We start from the raw sequence: 13633 nt of genomic DNA on the forward strand, positions 1-13633 counted from the left end.
TCATCCCCTCCGGGTCGTCCGCCACAGCAGCACCGCCGCAACCACCTGCAGCACGCCGATCACCACCGCGAGCAGCGTCGCGTGGTGGTCGACGAGCGCGCCCGCGACAGCGCCGCCGACGAGGGCGCCGATGCCCTGCACGGCGGCGAACACACCGTACGCCGTGGCCCGGCGCCCGGCCGGGACCAGATCGGCGACGTACGCCTTCACCGTCGAGTCCTGCACGCCGCTCGCCGCACCCCACACGACGACACCGGCCAGCACCAACCAGAGCCGGTCGGTGAAGACGCAGAGCGGGACGACCGCGACCAGGAGGGGCACGACGAGCAGGACCCGGCCGCCCCAGCGGTCGAACATCCCGCCGGTCGCCAGCGCGGCCAGCGCCTCGATGCCCATCGCGAGCGCGTAGACGAGCGGTACGGCGGCCGCGGCGACCAGGCCTGCCTCCACGAAGCGGTAGGACATCACGCCGAAGGTCATCAGCCCGGCGGTCGTCAGGGCCGCGGACAGCGAGAACAGGTGGAAGGTGCCCGGCAGGTCGGCGCCGACCGCCGCGGCACGGACCTCGGCCCAGGCGCTGCGCGGCGGCCGGTCGAGGGCCGGTGCGTCGTCGGCGTCCGGGTCGGCCCGGGTGGCGATCGGGGCCCGGCGGCGCAGCTGGGCGAGCAGCAGCATCGCCAGCGCACCGGGGATCGCGAGCACCGCGAACCCGGGCCACAGCAGTCCGGTCAGCCCGGCGATGCCGGCCAGCAGCAGCGGTCCGGTGAAGGCACCGACCTGGTCGAGCGCCTTGTGGACCGCGAACCCCTTGCCGCGCCCGGTCGAGGTCGCCATCCGCGCCAGCAGCGCGGACTTGGCCGGGCTGCGGACCGCCTTGCCCGTGCGCTCCAGCACGATCAGCGTCGCGGCGACCGCGAGCCCGGCGCTGCCGAGGAAGGGCGTGAGCGCGAGCAGCGGCACGCAGACCGCGGTCATCGCGTAGCCGACGACGGTCAGCCGCCAGTGCCGGTTGCTGCGGTCGGCCCACGGCCCGGTGACGAGGCGGAGCATCAGGGCCACCGCCTCGCCCGCACCGGTGACCAGGCCGACCGTCAGGGCGGAGGCCCCGAGGCTGCCGAGGAAAGGGCCGGCCATCGCCCGCATGCCCTCGTAGACCATGTCGGCCGCCAGGCTGACCAGGCCGAACGCGAAGACCGTGCGCCACGGCGTCCAGACCGGGCGGTCCGGCGCGGCCTGGTCGGAGGAGGTCACCCTCAGATCCAACCAGCCCCACTGGCGATGAGCACGAGGCCGAAGATCGCGAAGAGCGCGGCGGCGCCGTACGTGACGACCTTCTCGGGCAGCTGCCGGCCGAGGACCGCGCCGAGGCCGATCGCCAGCGCGTCCGCGGCGACCATGCCGACCGTCGAGCCGAGCCAGGTGCCGAACCAGCCCTCCTGGGTGGCCAGGGTGATCGTCGCCAGCATGGTCTTGTCGCCGAGCTCGGCGAGGAAGAAGAAGACCGCGACGACGAGGACCGCGCGGCCGGTGGCGCTCGCGGCCTTGCGCTCGTCCTCCTCGGTCAGCTCGTCGCCCCGCAGCGTCCACAGCGCGAAGCCGAGGAACGCGATGCCGGCGCACACCTCGATCGTGCCCTGGTAGTCGGCGAACGCGTCGCCGATCGCGTAGCCGATGCCCACCGACACGAGGTGCACGACGGCAGTGGCCGCGGTCAGGCCGATCAGCACGTCGCGGGCGCGGTAGCGGGTGGCGAAGGTCATCGCCATCAGCTGGCTCTTGTCGCCGAGCTCGGCCACGAAGATGACCGCGGTGCTCAACAGGAAGGCGTACATCAGGATTCCTCTCCGGCGCCCGGCCGAGGAGCCCGCCGCGATGACGTGCCTTCGACCAGGCACGTCCACAAAACAGGTCGCACAACTGGTCGAAAGTCTCGTCCGCCACCTCCCGGTGGCCTGCTGCGCCGGGCCCGCACGCGGTCCAGTGTGTCGACGCAGCCGTTGAGGACTACTCCCCTTCGTGCCCCCAGTCTAGGGCTGTGTCCCGCCACCGGCCGAATCGCCCGCGACCAGGCCGAAGGCCGCGAGCAGGGAGGGCGCGGCGGCCGCCCTGCGCAGCGGCGGGGCACCGGCGACCTCCGAGAGCGCCCGGGACAGGGCGTAGTGGTCGAGCCGGGTGCCGACCACGACGTGGTCGAGCGAGGGGTGCAGCACCGCGGTGAGGACGAGGTTGTCGTGGCGCTTGTCGTCCTCGTCCGCGGTGACCACGACCGCCAGCCGCCCGGACCTCCAGTCCGGACCGGCGAGCACCCGGCCGACCACGTCGCGCATCCACCGGTCGGCCTCGGCCAGCCCGCAGTCGTGGGCGTCGTTGCACAGGTCCGGGACCGCCATCCCCACGGCCGGCAGTGTGCCGGCGGCGACGTCCCGGTCGAGCTCGGTCAGCGCGACGTCGTACGACGAGCAGTCGGCCCGCTCGTCGACGAAGTAGGTCCACGGGTTGTGCCGCACGGCGTACCGGTCGCGGTCGGCGCTCGAGCACGCCGACGGCATCCCCTCGGCGTACACCCGCGCCGTCCGGCCCGACGCGACCGCCTGCCCGAACACGCTCGGCCCGGTCAGCGGGTGCGCGGCGGGCGTCCGGTCGTCGGCGATGCCGAACGTGTCGCCGCCCGCGATGGCCAGGTAGTTGGGCAGCGAGGGGTGGGTCATCGCGTGGTAGTCGCTGGCGTGGCCGTAGCGGGTCGCGAGGTCGTAGGTCCACGGCATCCCGCTGCGCACCTGGTCGAACGAGTGGTTCTCCACGACGAGCACCAGGATCTTGTCGACCCGGTCGACCCGGTCGGCCGGGGCGCTCGGCGTCGGCGTGGGTGTCGGCGTGGGCGTGGGCGTCGGCGTGGGCGTGGGTGTCGGCGTGGGGGTCACGGTCGCGCTGGTGGCGTCGGTCGGCGTGGAGGCCGGCTTCTCGTCGGAGCCACCGCACGCTCCCAGCAGCAGCGCCGCGCTGCACACGACCACGACCCAGCCCCGACGCCCCATGGCACCCACGATGCCACCGTCGGGCACCTGTCGGGTCACTGTCGCCCAGGTGGCGGCCGCCTGTCGTGGTCCCCGGCCGCGTGGCCGGCCACGGTTGAATCACCAGTCCGACGCACGAAAGGCGATCGAGTGATGAACGAACCCAGGATCCGGGACCTTCGCACGGCACGGGGGTGGAGCCAGGAACGCCTGGCCGAGGCGAGCGGCGTCGCCGTCCGCACCATCCAGCGACTCGAGGCAGGCAACGACGCCAGCCTGGAGACGCTGTCACTGGTGGCGACGGCGCTCGAGGTACCCGTGCGTGACCTGTTCGTGTCGGTGGACGACGACCGGCTCGGCATCGCCGTCGACGGCCTGGACGCGCGCATCGCGGACGAGCGGATCGCCCGGGCAGGAGCCGAGCGCGCCCATCGGGGCTGGCGCTACCTGTATGTCGCGCTCGGGCTCGCCGTCACCGCCGCGGCGATCATCGCGGTCGGCTCACCGTCCAGCTCGGGAGAGGCGATCCTGGTCGTGCCCGCCTACTGGGTCGGCGGGTTGTTCGTGCTGCGCTTCCTCGAGAGGTCGGTGCTCGGCCCGCGGCTCGACGCCCGGTTCCCGCTGACAGCGCGCGACGCGTCCACCCGGGCCCGGTCGTGAACGGGCGTACCAGCCGCGTCGCGGGCGCGGCCGTCCCCGCCGCGCTCCTCGTCTACGCCGGGTCCCGGTGGCTCGACGGCCGCGACCTCCAGCACGGGCCGGGGCTGTGGTGGAACCTGGGACACTCCGCGTTCCTCGTCTCGTGGGTCGCGTTCGCGGTCCTCGCGGTCGCCACGGCGACCGCACCGGTCCGGCCACGCCGGGTGGCCCGCGGTGCGGGCGTCGCCACCCTGGCCGGCATCGGCGCGTTCACCTGGGTGAGCCTCGCCGACCTGTTCCCGGGCTGGCCCGAGCTGCCCGACCCGCTGCGCGTCACCGGACCCCTGCTCTTCCTCGGCGGGCTCGTCGTCCTGCTCGCGGTGACGGCCCGCGCCCGCGGGCGAGGTCCGTGGCTCGCGTTCCCGCTCCTCGCTCTCGCTGCCGCGGTCGTGGTCTCGGCGGACCTGGACCTGCTCGCCGTGTCCGCGGTGCTGTTCGGCGTGGCACTCGTGCCGGCCTGGCACGGCCTCGGTCAGCAGCCGGTGGGAGCCAGCGCGCCCGCCAGCGACCGCAGCGCCTCGGGCGCCACGCGGTAGTAGGCCCAGCGGCCGCGCTGCTCGCGAGTGGCCAGGCCCGCGTCGACCAGCAGCTTCATGTGGTGGGACACGGTCGGCTGGCTGAGACCGACCGGCTCGGTCATGTCGCAGATGCAGGCCTCGCCCTCGGGCGCCGCGGCGATCAGCGACAGCAGCTTGACCCGGGTGGGGTCACCGAGTGCCTTGAACATCCGGGCGAGCGTCTCGGCGGCCTCGTCGCTGACCAGTCCGCCGGTGACCGGCGAGCAGCAGGCCGCGAGGTCGTCGGGCTGGATCACCGGCAACGAGGAGGGCATGGATCCATCCTGCCTGACCCATTGACATTTGTCGATGTGTTGGCCAGGGTTGGCCCATCGAAGAACGTCGATACGTTTGGATCCGAGTCGAGGAGCGCGATGATGAACGACCTGCCCGTCGTGGTGATCGGCACCGGCCCCCAGGGCCTGGCCGCCGCGGCCCACCTGCTGGAGCGCGGACTGGAGCCGCTGGTGCTGGAGTCGGGCGACGGACCGGCGGCGGCGGTCGCCGAGTGGGGGCACGTACGCCTGTTCTCGGCGTGGCCGGAGCTGGTCGACGCCGCCGCGGTGCGGCTGCTCGAGCCCACCGGCTGGGTCGCTCCGGCCACCGGCTATCCCACCGGCGCCCAGTGGATCGAGGGCTACCTGGCCCCGCTCGCGGCGACGCTCGGCGACCGGGTGCGCTACGACGCCCGTGTGACCGGGGTGTCGCGCAAGGGTCGCGACCGCCTCGTCGACGCCGACCGGGCGGCCCAGCCGTTCACCGTGCACGTCAGCGACGCCGCAGGTCACGAGACCCGGGTCGAGGCCCGCGCCGTGATCGACGCGTCGGGCACCTGGCGACGACCGAACCCGGCCGGCGCGGACGGCCTGCCGGCCCTCGGCGAGCGGGCCTGCGCCGACCTGCTCACCTCCCAGGTGCCGGACAGTGCCCGCCCCGGGCGCTACGCCGGGCGCCACACCGTCGTCGTCGGCTCCGGCGACTCCGCCTTCAACGCGATCCACGAGCTGGTCCGGATCGCGGGCGAACACCCGGGGACCCGGATCACCTGGGCCATCCGGCGCGTCGTCAGCGAGGGCACCTTCGGGGGCGGCGCGGCCGACCAGCTCCCCGAGCGCGGCGCCCTCGGCCAGCGGGCGCGGCGCGCCGTCGAGTCCGGAGCCGTCGAGCTGGTGACCGGGTTCCGGACCGCGGAGATCCGCCGGGACGGCGCACGCGCCGTGCTGGTCGGCGAGGACGGCCGCGAGCTCCCGGCTGCGGACACGGTCGTCGTGCTCACCGGCTTCCGGCCCGACCTGTCGTTCCTGTCCGAGGTGCGCCTGGACCTCGACCCCACCCTCGAGGCGCCGCGTCGCATCGCGGCCGAGATCGACCCCAACATCCACTCCTGCGGCTCGGTGCAGGCGACCGGCGCCGCGGACCTGGCCCAGCCCGAGCCGGACCTCTACCTGGTCGGCATGAAGTCGTACGGCCGCGCGCCGACCTTCCTGGCCCTCACCGGCTACGAGCAGGTGCGCAGCGTCGTCGCGGCGATCGCCGGCGACCACGAGGCGGCGGCCCGCGTCGAGCTGGTGCTGCCCGACACCGGGGTGTGCGGCGGCGCCGGCGTCTTCGACGACCCGGAGGCGGCCGGCGGCGGCTGCTGCGCACCGGCGCCGGCAGCGACGGCGGGCGCGGAGCTGCTCGAGATCGGGCGGGCGCCGGTCGAGGCCTGAGCCGAAGAGCCCACGGCCACGGTGCCGAAGGTCCCTGTGCCCCCGATGCCGCGCGGCGGAGGATCGGACTGTGTCCGCACCCACCACCTACCAGGTCCACGCCACGGCCCGCCCCGGCGGCGAGGCTGCCGTGACGGCCGGCAGCACGACCGTCGCGATCGACGCCGCGTGGGACGAGCCGCCGTCGGGCTCGCCCGGCCCGGCCGAGCTGCTCGCCGGCGCCTTCGCGGCCTGCCTGCTGAAGAACCTGGCGCGGTGCCGCGGGCTGATCGGCTTCGACTACGAGGACGCCGAGGTCACGGTCACGGCCCGCCGCCAGGACGCACCGCCGCGGTTCGTGGAGATCTCCTACGCGCTGCGGGTGAGGACAGCCGAGCCCGCCCGCCGGGTCGACCTCGCACACCAGAACCTGCGCAAGTTCGGCACGGTCTTCAACACGCTCGCAGCGGTCTGCGAGGTCCGGGGCACCGTCGAGGCCGTCCCACCGGTCGGGTGAGAGGCGGTCCTCAGCAGGCCTGCTCGACCAGCGGGGCGAGCAGGCGGACCCGGGTCGCGAGCTCGTCGTACGCCAGGTCGAAGGCGGCCCGGGTGCCGGCCACGACCGGGTCGGGGACGGACCAGTGCACCTGGGAGGCCGCGCCCAGCTCCTCGTGCGCGCGGTCGCAGACGGTGACGACCAGGTCGTCGCCCCGCGGCGCCGGCCCGATGTCGTCGAGGTGGCGCGGTCGTACGTCGGGCAGGTCCAGCCCGTGCCGGCGGGCGGCGGACCGCGCCCCCGCGGCCACCCGGTCGGCCGGGTCGGTCCCGGCGGAGGTGGTGGGGATCGGGCTGGCCGCCCGCCACAGGGCGGCCGCCAGGTGGGACCGCGCCGTGTTGGCCGTGCAGACGAAGACCACCCTCCCGGGCCGGGCGAGCGAGGGGCCGCCGGTCGGCGGCAGGCCCGACGCCAGGCGCCAGTAGCTGCGCCGGCCGTCGCCCTCCGAGCGGTGGCGCGCGACGACCCCCGCGCGCTCGAGGACCTTCAGGTGGTGCGCGAGCAGGTTCGACGCGACGTCCAGGCGGGACGAGAGCTCGGACGACGCGGCGTCACCGACCGTCAGCAGGTCGACCACCCGCAGCCGGGTGGTGTCCGCGAGCGCCGCGTGGACCTCGGCCCGGCGCTCGACGGACCGAGTTTGCTCAACTTTCATTGACTCAAGTTTGACTGAGCAATATCCGACGGTCAAGATGTGCGTCGTGACCCCCACGCTCTCGCGCCGCCTGGTGGCCGAGCTCCTCGGCACCGCGTTCCTCGTCGCCACGGTGATCGGCTCCGGCATCGCCGCCAGCCGGCTCTCCCCCGGCGACACCGGCCTGCAGCTGCTCGAGAACAGCCTCGCCACCGGTGCCGCCCTGGTGGCGCTGATCATCGCGTTCCAGCCGGTGTCGGCCTCGTTCAACCCCGTCGTGACCCTCGTCGAGCGTGCCATCGGCCGGATCGGCACCACCGAGGCGGTGGCCTTCGTCGTCGCCCAGGTCGTCGGCGGCTGCCTCGGCGCGATCGCCGCCAACGTGATGTTCGGCCTCGACGCCGTCGCCGTGTCCGGGCACACCCGCGACGGCGGTGGGGTGCTGCTCGGCGAGGCGGTCGCGACCTTCGGGCTGGTGCTCGTGGTGTTCGGGGCGCTGCGCTCGGACCGCATCGAGACGGTCGCGTACGCCGTCGGCGGCTACATCGCCGCGGCGTACTGGTTCACCAGCTCGACCAGCTTCGCCAACCCGGCCGTGACCCTCGCACGGACCCTGTCCGACACCTTCGCCGGGATCGCGCCGTCCTCGGTCGCGGCGTTCGTCGCCCTCCAGCTGGTCGGCGGCGCGCTCGCCGCGCTCGCCGTCCGCTTCCTGCACCCCGCCGCGGCCGAGGAGGCCCGATGACCCCCACCGTCCTTTTCGTCTGCGTCCACAACGCCGGCCGCTCGCAGATGGCCGCGGGCTACCTGCAGCACCTCGCCGGCGACCGCATCGAGGTCCTCTCCGCCGGCTCGCAGCCCGCCGACCAGGTGAACCGGGTCGCGGTCGCGGCGATGGCCGAGGAGGGCATCGACATCGCGGCCGAGCAGCCGAAGGTGCTCACCGAGTCGGCCGTGCGCGAGGCCGACGTCGTGATCACGATGGGTTGCGGCGACGAGTGCCCGTTCTTCCCGGGCAAGCGCTACGAGGACTGGGTCCTCGACGACCCGGCCGGTCAGGGCATCGACGCCGTGCGGCCGATCCGCGACGAGATCCGGCGCCGGGTCGAGGCGCTGGTCGCCGAGCTGATTCCCTAGCCCGGGACCGGCGTCGACCAGGTCGGCGCGTGGTCCTTGTCGACCAGGACCGACCGCACGCCCTCGACGAAGTCGGCGCTGCGGATCATCGCCGCCGCGCTCACGAGCTCGGCCTGCAGGCACTCCTCGAGCGATCGCCCCCGGCCCTCGACGAGCAGGCGGTCGGTCATCGCGAGGCTGTACGGCGACGCCGCCTCCAGCGCGGCGAGCGTCTCCCCGGCCCAGGTCGCCGCCGGTCCCCCGTCGGCGACCAGTCGGCCGAGCCGCGAGTGGATGCCGGTCAGGTCCGGCGAGCTGAACACCCACTCCAGCTCGGGCCGCACCGGCGCCAGCGCCCCGGCGGGGCCGGGCGACGAGGGCGCGAGCTCGCGCAGCAGCTGCTCGAGGGGGCCGTCGTACCCGGCGATCAGCTCGGGCAGGCGGGCCAGGTCGGCGGCCGAGCAGGCGTGGGTGGCGAGGCCGAGCGCGAGCGCGTCGGCGGCGCCGATCCGGGCGCCGGTCAGGCCGAGGTAGCGGCCGGTGTGGCCGGGCAGGCGGGGCAGGAAGTGGGAGCCGCCGACGTCGGGGAAGAACCCGATCTTCGTCTCCGGCATCGCGAAGGACGCCTCCGGCGAGACCACGACGAAGGTGCCGTGCACCGACAGGCCCATCCCGCCGCCCATGCAGATGCCGCCGACCAGGGCGACGACGGGCACCGGGTAGCTGCCGAGCAGCGCGTTGACGGCGTACTCCGTCTCGAAGAAGCGCATGCTCTCCTCGTGCCGCCCGGCCAGTGAGTTCTCCCGGACCCGGCGGATGTCGCCGCCGGCGCAGAACGCCCGCTCCGACGCGCTCTCCACGACCACGGCGCGCAGGCCTGCCCCACGCCACTCCTCGAGCGCGGCGTGGATCCGCTCGACCATGGCGAGGGTGATCGCGTTGAGCGCTCGCGGCCGGTCGAGCACGATCCGGCCCACGGGCCCGAGGCGTTCGATGCGGACGTCGTCAGTGTCGACCTGCTGCACGTCCAGCAGTCTCGCAGTGGGAGGCTGGACCCCGTGAACGGGGAGCAGCTGGCGGACTGGCTCGAGGGCCTCGGCCTCGCCGACCACCTGGCCGCGGCCGGGCTGCCGACCTTCGAGCGCGACCTCGGCGGTGTCGTGCGCTGGCGCGACCCGGTGACCGGTACGGCGCTCGGTGACGAGCAGCTCGCCGACCTCGACCGGGTGCTCCACCAAGACGGCGACGACCCGACCCACGCCGTGCCCCTGGCGCTGGTGCAGCTGCGCCGTCAGACCGAGGTCCGTAGCAGCCTGCTCGCCTCGCCGACCCACACCTACGCCAGCCTCGCCGAGGTGCGCGGGGTGTCGGAGAACGCCGCCCGGTTCGCGGTGCACAAGGCGGCCGAGCGCAACGCGCTGCTCGTGGTCCCCCACGACGGCGGGGTGCTGGTGCCGGCCTTCCAGCTGGGCGACGACGGCGAGCTGCGCCCCGAGCTGGCGGCCGTCCTCGAGCCGTTGCTCGCCTCGGCGATGGACGCGTGGCAGGTGTGGGCCTGGCTCACCCAGCCCGCCGGCCTGCTCGGCGGCCAGGTGCCGCACGAGGCCGCGCGGGACGACGACGAGGTCGCGATCGTGCGCCACGCCGCCGTGCGGCTCGCCGAGCGCGCCGGCCGCTGAGCTCCCGGGGTCACGCCGGGACGAGCGAGCCCTCCGGCTGGAGGTGGGTGGTGATGCCGGTCATGTTCCAGGTGGTGATGGTGCCGACGGCGACGACCAGGTCGGCCCGGCGCTCCTCGCCGAGCAGTCGCCCGGCCTCGTCCCACAGCTCGTCGTCGACGGCGTCGATGCCACCGGTGAGGCGCTCGGTGAACGCGAGGGCCACGCGCTCGGTCTCGTCGAAGAACGGGCTCTCCTGCCAGGCGGCGACACCGTGCAGCTTGCGGCTCGGCGTACCGCGCCGCTCGAGGTCGGTGGCGTGCATGTCGACGCAGTACGCGCAGCCGTTGAGCTGCGAGGCGCGCAGCTTGACCAGGTCGTAGAGCACCGGGCCGAGCGACTTCTTCAGCCGGTTGTCGAGGGCCACGAGCGCCTGGAAGGTCTCGGGCGAGGCCTCGTGGGTGCGGGTGCGGGTCATGGTGCTTCCTTTCATGGACATTGATTGTCCAGTTATGGACCGGAGCGAAGCGCTCAGGTGCGGGAGAAGTGCCGCCGGGCGTCAGCGGCGACACTGCGGGGCGTGGCCGCGGCGAGGTCGAGGACCGAGGTGGTGGCCAGCTCGCGGCGCCAGGCGAGCTCGGCGCCGCGCATGGCGTGCGCGATGCCGCAGGGCTTGGCGAACTCACGGGCCGGCCGGTCCTGGTTCATCCCTCGCTGCCGGATCTCGGTGCAGGCGAAGGCGTCGTCGGGACCCTCGATCGCCGCGACCACGTCCATCAGGGTGATCCGGCCGGCCGGCCGGGCCAGCCGGACCCCGCCGTTCTTGCCGGGCACCGACTCGGTGATCCCGGCGCGGGTGAGCGCCTGGACCTGCTTGACGAGGTACGGCGCCGGCAGCTCGTAGGCCTCGGCCAGCCGCGCCACCGGGACCGGCGCAGCGCCCCCCTGGTCCTCCTGGAGCCAGTGCAGCAGCACGCAGACGTGGGCCGCCCACTCGACGCCCTCGTTCATCCGCACCGCACTGCCTCCTTTTAACTGGACATAGGACATCCATGTATGAGTCCGCGTGGCAACCTGCCCGCTCGGGGACTCAGCTCGACCGCGGCGCGTACATGATGATCGCGACGCCGAGCAGGCACACCAGCGCGCCGGCGACGTCGTACCGGTCGGGGCGGAAGCCGTCGAGCGCCATCGCCCAGCCGAGCGAGCCGGCGACGAACACCCCGCCGTAGGCCGCCAGGATCCGGCCGAAGTGGGCGTCGGGCTGGAGCGTCGCGACGAAGCCGTAGAGACCGAGTGCGATCACGCCCGCACCGATCCAGAGCCACCCGCGGTGCTCGCGCACGCCCTGCCACACCAGCCAGGCACCGCCGATCTCGGCGACCGCGGCGAGCACGAAGAGCGGGATCGAGCGCACCAGGTCCATGGCCCGCATTCTCACAGGGTCCGGTCGGCTGCCCGGCTCGCGCGGGGGTACCGAAGGAGCACGACACCGAACCCGAGGAGGTCACCATGAGAGGGATGGGCATCGTCGGTGTGCTGATCGTCGTGTGGCTGGCGTTCGGCGTGCTCGCTGCCGCGCAGCGCGGCTACCTCAACGGCGAGCGCGACGTGAACTGCCGGACCTTCAGCGACACGGCACTGACCGTGGTCGCGGGACCGCTCAACTACTTCGGCGTGAACCCGAAGGTCCACTGCAACGTCCGCCCGTCACGCTGAGGAGCACGCTGAGGAGCACGCCGGGGCGCGCGGCGGGCCGGGAGGGCTGCGCGCCGCTCAGAAGTAGCCGCGCGGGCGCTCGGCGGTGTCGGCGGGGTCGCCGGGCCGGTAGCCGTCCTGCCACTCGATGATGGTGCTGCGCGCGTCCATGTCGACGTGCGGGTTCGCCCGGATGAACTCGTGGACGACGCGCTCGGGGTCGACCCGCTCGCGGTTCACGATCAACCGGCCGTACGCCACCAGCTCCCGCACCGTGAAGGTCCGCACCGCGTCGTAGCCCTGAGCCCGAGTCATGGCAGCACGGTACCTCCGGTCGTCGCCGGACCGTCACCGAGCGTCGTTCGACGGGTCACCAGAAAGTTCTCCGGAATCAGGCTTGACCTTGACGCAGCGTCAACCCTGCACGCTTCCTTCATGACCAACGAAACCACCCCCGGGCAACGCCCCGAACCGGCCATCCGGGTCGCCGGCGTGGAGAAGGCCTTCGGTGAGCTCGCGGTGCTCCGCGGTGTCGACCTCGAGGTCGCGCCGGGCAGCATCGTCGCCCTGCTGGGCTCCAACGGCGCCGGCAAGACCACCCTCATCCGGATCCTCGCGACACTGCTGAAGGCGGACGCCGGGACGGCCAGCGTGCAGGGCCACGACGTCGTGACCCAGGCCGACCGCGTGCGGCAGTCCTTCAGCCTGACCGGCCAGTTCGCCGCGGTCGACGAGATCCTGACCGGACGCGAGAACCTCGTGCTGGTGGGCCGGCTGCGCCACCTCCCCGACCCCGGGCGGATCGCGGACGCCCTGCTCGCACGGTTCTCCCTGACCGAGGCCGGGAACCGCTGCGCCGGCACCTACTCCGGCGGCATGCGCCGGCGCCTCGACATCGCGATGAGCCTGATCGGCGACCCGCCGGTGATCTTCCTCGACGAGCCGACCACCGGCCTCGACCCCCAGGCCCGGATCGAGGTGTGGCAGGCCGTGCGCGACCTGGCTGCGGGCGGCACCACGGTGCTGCTCACCACGCAGTACCTCGACGAGGCCGAGGAGCTGGCCGACCGGATCGCGATCCTGCACCGCGGCCGGATCATCGTCGAGGGCACGCTCGCCGACCTCAAGCAGCTGCTGCCGCCGGCCCGGGTCGAGTACGTCGAGAAGCAGCCGACGCTCGAGGAGATCTTCCTCGCGCTCGTCGGCGACACCACTGGCGCCGAGAACTGAGGAGGACCCCATGAGCACCCACGTCGTGAGCGACACCCGCACCCTGCTCGGCCGGTCGCTGCGCCACGTCCTGCGCAGCCCGGACACCATCATCACCACCGCGATCACGCCGATCGCCATGCTGCTGCTGTTCGTCTACGTCTTCGGCGCGGCGATCGACAGCGGCGACGGGAAGTACGTGGACTACCTCCTGCCCGGGATCTTGCTGATCACCGTCGCCTCGGGGATCGCCTACACGTCGTACCGGCTCTTCCTGGACCTCAAGGGCGGCATCTTCGAGCGCTTCTTGTCGATGCCGATCGCCCGGTCCGCGGCACTGTGGGGCCACGTGCTGACCTCGCTGGTGGCCAACGCGATCTCGGTCGTGCTGGTCGTGCTGGTCGCCCTGCTGATGGGCTTCCGGTCGGGCGCCGGGGTCCTCGCCTGGCTCGGCGTGGCCGGGATCCTGGTCCTGTTCACGCTGGCCCTCACCTGGCTCGCGGTGATCGCCGGCCTGGCCGCCAAGTCGCCGGACGGCGCCGGCGGGTTCGCCTACCCGATCATCTTCCTTCCGTTCATCAGCTCGGCCTTCGTGCCGACCGACGGGATGCCCGGTCCGGTGCGGTGGTTCGCCGAGCACCAGCCGGTCACCTCGATCGTGAACACGCTGCGCAACCTGCTCGCCGAGCAGCCGGTCGGCAACGACGCGTGGATCGCCCTCGCCTGGTGCGTCGGCCTGCTCGTGCTGGCCCACGCCCTCGCGATGCGCGCCTACCGCCGCCGGTTCGCGTGAGCACCGGC

Annotated in this window: 20 protein-coding genes; 10 read left to right on the forward strand and 10 right to left on the reverse strand. The window is 73.6% G+C overall.

Annotated features, from left to right (window positions below; translation table 11 throughout):
• The 3 genes from BJ958_RS19450 to BJ958_RS19460 all read right to left on the reverse strand — a co-directional run bounded on the left by BJ958_RS19450 (position 1) and on the right by BJ958_RS19460 (position 3035).
• Positions 1–1251: an MFS transporter gene (locus tag BJ958_RS19450; RefSeq protein ID WP_343052743.1), complete on the reverse strand. Its 1251-nt coding sequence runs from the start codon at positions 1249–1251 to the stop codon at positions 1–3.
• 2 nt (positions 1252–1253) lie between these two features.
• On the reverse strand, positions 1254–1832 hold the full coding sequence (locus BJ958_RS19455) for a TMEM165/GDT1 family protein (RefSeq protein WP_179728529.1): 579 nt from the start codon (positions 1830–1832) through the stop codon (positions 1254–1256).
• Positions 1833–2027: 195 nt separating this feature from the next.
• Positions 2028–3035 carry an alkaline phosphatase family protein gene (locus BJ958_RS19460; RefSeq protein ID WP_179728530.1) on the reverse strand — a complete coding sequence of 336 codons (1008 nt, stop codon included), beginning with the start codon at positions 3033–3035 and terminating at the stop codon, positions 2028–2030.
• Between the two features lie 132 nt (positions 3036–3167).
• Between BJ958_RS19460 and BJ958_RS19465 the strand changes: the two genes are divergently transcribed.
• Together BJ958_RS19465 and BJ958_RS19470 are read left to right on the forward strand one after the other, a co-directional pair.
• Positions 3168–3674 (forward strand): helix-turn-helix transcriptional regulator, encoded by a 507-nt coding sequence (locus BJ958_RS19465; protein WP_179728531.1) that lies wholly within the window; start codon positions 3168–3170, stop codon positions 3672–3674.
• Complete coding sequence (locus tag BJ958_RS19470; RefSeq protein ID WP_179728532.1) at positions 3671–4249, forward strand: hypothetical protein; 579 nt, start codon at positions 3671–3673, stop codon at positions 4247–4249. Before BJ958_RS19465 ends, BJ958_RS19470 begins: the two co-directional genes overlap by 4 nt.
• On the opposite strand, the gene BJ958_RS19475 is transcribed toward BJ958_RS19470, so the two are convergent.
• Positions 4186–4545 carry an ArsR/SmtB family transcription factor gene (locus BJ958_RS19475; RefSeq protein WP_179728533.1) on the reverse strand — a complete coding sequence of 120 codons (360 nt, stop codon included), beginning with the start codon at positions 4543–4545 and terminating at the stop codon, positions 4186–4188. The genes BJ958_RS19470 and BJ958_RS19475 overlap by 64 nt on opposite strands.
• A 102-nt stretch (positions 4546–4647) precedes the next feature.
• On the opposite strand from BJ958_RS19475, the gene BJ958_RS19480 reads away from it, so the two are divergent.
• Entirely contained in the window at positions 4648–5982 is a 1335-nt protein-coding gene (locus BJ958_RS19480; protein WP_218865876.1) for an NAD(P)-binding domain-containing protein, read from the forward strand.
• 70 nt (positions 5983–6052) lie between these two features.
• Complete coding sequence (locus tag BJ958_RS28725; RefSeq protein WP_179728535.1) at positions 6053–6478, forward strand: OsmC family protein; 426 nt, start codon at positions 6053–6055, stop codon at positions 6476–6478.
• Between the two features lie 10 nt (positions 6479–6488).
• Here the strand turns inward: BJ958_RS28725 and BJ958_RS19490 are convergent, their stop codons facing one another.
• Positions 6489–7172 carry an arsenate reductase/protein-tyrosine-phosphatase family protein gene (locus tag BJ958_RS19490; RefSeq protein WP_179728536.1) on the reverse strand — a complete coding sequence of 228 codons (684 nt, stop codon included), beginning with the start codon at positions 7170–7172 and terminating at the stop codon, positions 6489–6491.
• 37 nt (positions 7173–7209) lie between these two features.
• Here BJ958_RS19490 and BJ958_RS19495 point away from each other — a divergent pair, with 37 nt between their 5' ends.
• Both BJ958_RS19495 and BJ958_RS19500 read left to right on the forward strand, forming a co-directional pair.
• Positions 7210–7896, forward strand: coding sequence for an aquaporin (locus BJ958_RS19495; protein ID WP_179728537.1), 687 nt, complete (start codon positions 7210–7212; stop codon positions 7894–7896).
• Positions 7893–8288, forward strand: coding sequence for an arsenate reductase ArsC (locus tag BJ958_RS19500; protein ID WP_179728538.1), 396 nt, complete (start codon positions 7893–7895; stop codon positions 8286–8288). The genes BJ958_RS19495 and BJ958_RS19500 overlap by 4 nt, the downstream gene beginning before the upstream one ends.
• Here the strand turns inward: BJ958_RS19500 and BJ958_RS19505 are convergent.
• Complete coding sequence (locus tag BJ958_RS19505) at positions 8285–9292, reverse strand: 3-hydroxyisobutyryl-CoA hydrolase (protein WP_179728539.1); 1008 nt, start codon at positions 9290–9292, stop codon at positions 8285–8287. The genes BJ958_RS19500 and BJ958_RS19505 overlap by 4 nt on opposite strands.
• A 33-nt stretch (positions 9293–9325) precedes the next feature.
• Between BJ958_RS19505 and BJ958_RS19510 the strand changes: the two genes are divergently transcribed.
• A complete protein-coding gene (locus BJ958_RS19510; RefSeq protein ID WP_179728540.1) occupies positions 9326–9946 on the forward strand; it encodes a hypothetical protein in 621 nt (206 codons plus the stop codon).
• Between the two features lie 10 nt (positions 9947–9956).
• Here BJ958_RS19510 and BJ958_RS19515 read toward each other — a convergent pair whose 3' ends face one another.
• The 3 genes from BJ958_RS19515 to BJ958_RS19525 form a co-directional block, all read right to left on the reverse strand.
• Entirely contained in the window at positions 9957–10403 is a 447-nt protein-coding gene (locus BJ958_RS19515) for a carboxymuconolactone decarboxylase family protein (protein ID WP_179728541.1), read from the reverse strand.
• Between the two features lie 53 nt (positions 10404–10456).
• On the reverse strand, positions 10457–10936 hold the full coding sequence (locus BJ958_RS19520; RefSeq protein ID WP_246319732.1) for an RrF2 family transcriptional regulator: 480 nt from the start codon (positions 10934–10936) through the stop codon (positions 10457–10459).
• A gap of 79 nt (positions 10937–11015) precedes the next feature.
• Positions 11016–11351, reverse strand: coding sequence for a YnfA family protein (locus BJ958_RS19525; RefSeq protein WP_179728543.1), 336 nt, complete (start codon positions 11349–11351; stop codon positions 11016–11018).
• 95 nt (positions 11352–11446) lie between these two features.
• Here BJ958_RS19525 and BJ958_RS19530 point away from each other — a divergent pair, with 95 nt between their 5' ends.
• Positions 11447–11644, forward strand: coding sequence for a hypothetical protein (locus BJ958_RS19530; protein WP_246319077.1), 198 nt, complete (start codon positions 11447–11449; stop codon positions 11642–11644).
• Positions 11645–11701: 57 nt separating this feature from the next.
• On the opposite strand, the gene BJ958_RS19535 is transcribed toward BJ958_RS19530, so the two are convergent.
• Positions 11702–11938 carry a hypothetical protein gene (locus BJ958_RS19535; protein WP_179728545.1) on the reverse strand — a complete coding sequence of 79 codons (237 nt, stop codon included), beginning with the start codon at positions 11936–11938 and terminating at the stop codon, positions 11702–11704.
• 120 nt (positions 11939–12058) lie between these two features.
• Between BJ958_RS19535 and BJ958_RS19540 the strand changes: the two genes are divergently transcribed.
• Entirely contained in the window at positions 12059–12853 is a 795-nt protein-coding gene (locus tag BJ958_RS19540; protein ID WP_179728546.1) for an ABC transporter ATP-binding protein, read from the forward strand.
• 10 nt (positions 12854–12863) lie between these two features.
• Positions 12864–13625 (forward strand): ABC transporter permease, encoded by a 762-nt coding sequence (locus BJ958_RS19545; protein WP_179728547.1) that lies wholly within the window; start codon positions 12864–12866, stop codon positions 13623–13625.
• The last annotated feature ends 8 nt before the right edge of the window (positions 13626–13633 follow it).

The sequence above is a fragment of the Nocardioides kongjuensis genome (assembly GCF_013409625.1).
Taxonomy (GTDB): Bacteria; Actinomycetota; Actinomycetes; order Propionibacteriales; family Nocardioidaceae; genus Nocardioides; species Nocardioides kongjuensis.

Excerpts from the sequence above, each read along its gene's own strand:
- BJ958_RS19545 (WP_179728547.1), top strand. The coding sequence starts at position 12,864 with ATGAGCACCCACGTCGTGAGCGACACCCGCACCCTGCTCGGCCGGTCG.
- BJ958_RS19520 (WP_246319732.1), bottom strand. The coding sequence starts at position 10,936 with ATGAACGAGGGCGTCGAGTGGGCGGCCCACGTCTGCGTGCTGCTGCAC.
- BJ958_RS19465 (WP_179728531.1), top strand. The coding sequence starts at position 3,168 with ATGAACGAACCCAGGATCCGGGACCTTCGCACGGCACGGGGGTGGAGC.
- BJ958_RS19490 (WP_179728536.1), bottom strand. The coding sequence starts at position 7,172 with ATGAAAGTTGAGCAAACTCGGTCCGTCGAGCGCCGGGCCGAGGTCCAC.
- BJ958_RS19530 (WP_246319077.1), top strand. The coding sequence starts at position 11,447 with ATGGGCATCGTCGGTGTGCTGATCGTCGTGTGGCTGGCGTTCGGCGTG.
- BJ958_RS19495 (WP_179728537.1), top strand. The coding sequence starts at position 7,210 with ATGTGCGTCGTGACCCCCACGCTCTCGCGCCGCCTGGTGGCCGAGCTC.
- BJ958_RS19515 (WP_179728541.1), bottom strand. The coding sequence starts at position 10,403 with ATGACCCGCACCCGCACCCACGAGGCCTCGCCCGAGACCTTCCAGGCG.
- BJ958_RS19460 (WP_179728530.1), bottom strand. The coding sequence starts at position 3,035 with ATGGGGCGTCGGGGCTGGGTCGTGGTCGTGTGCAGCGCGGCGCTGCTG.
- BJ958_RS19475 (WP_179728533.1), bottom strand. The coding sequence starts at position 4,545 with ATGCCCTCCTCGTTGCCGGTGATCCAGCCCGACGACCTCGCGGCCTGC.
- BJ958_RS19540 (WP_179728546.1), top strand. The coding sequence starts at position 12,059 with ATGACCAACGAAACCACCCCCGGGCAACGCCCCGAACCGGCCATCCGG.
- BJ958_RS19455 (WP_179728529.1), bottom strand. The coding sequence starts at position 1,832 with ATGTACGCCTTCCTGTTGAGCACCGCGGTCATCTTCGTGGCCGAGCTC.
- BJ958_RS19480 (WP_218865876.1), top strand. The coding sequence starts at position 4,648 with ATGAACGACCTGCCCGTCGTGGTGATCGGCACCGGCCCCCAGGGCCTG.
- BJ958_RS19525 (WP_179728543.1), bottom strand. The coding sequence starts at position 11,351 with ATGGACCTGGTGCGCTCGATCCCGCTCTTCGTGCTCGCCGCGGTCGCC.
- BJ958_RS19500 (WP_179728538.1), top strand. The coding sequence starts at position 7,893 with ATGACCCCCACCGTCCTTTTCGTCTGCGTCCACAACGCCGGCCGCTCG.
- BJ958_RS19535 (WP_179728545.1), bottom strand. The coding sequence starts at position 11,938 with ATGACTCGGGCTCAGGGCTACGACGCGGTGCGGACCTTCACGGTGCGG.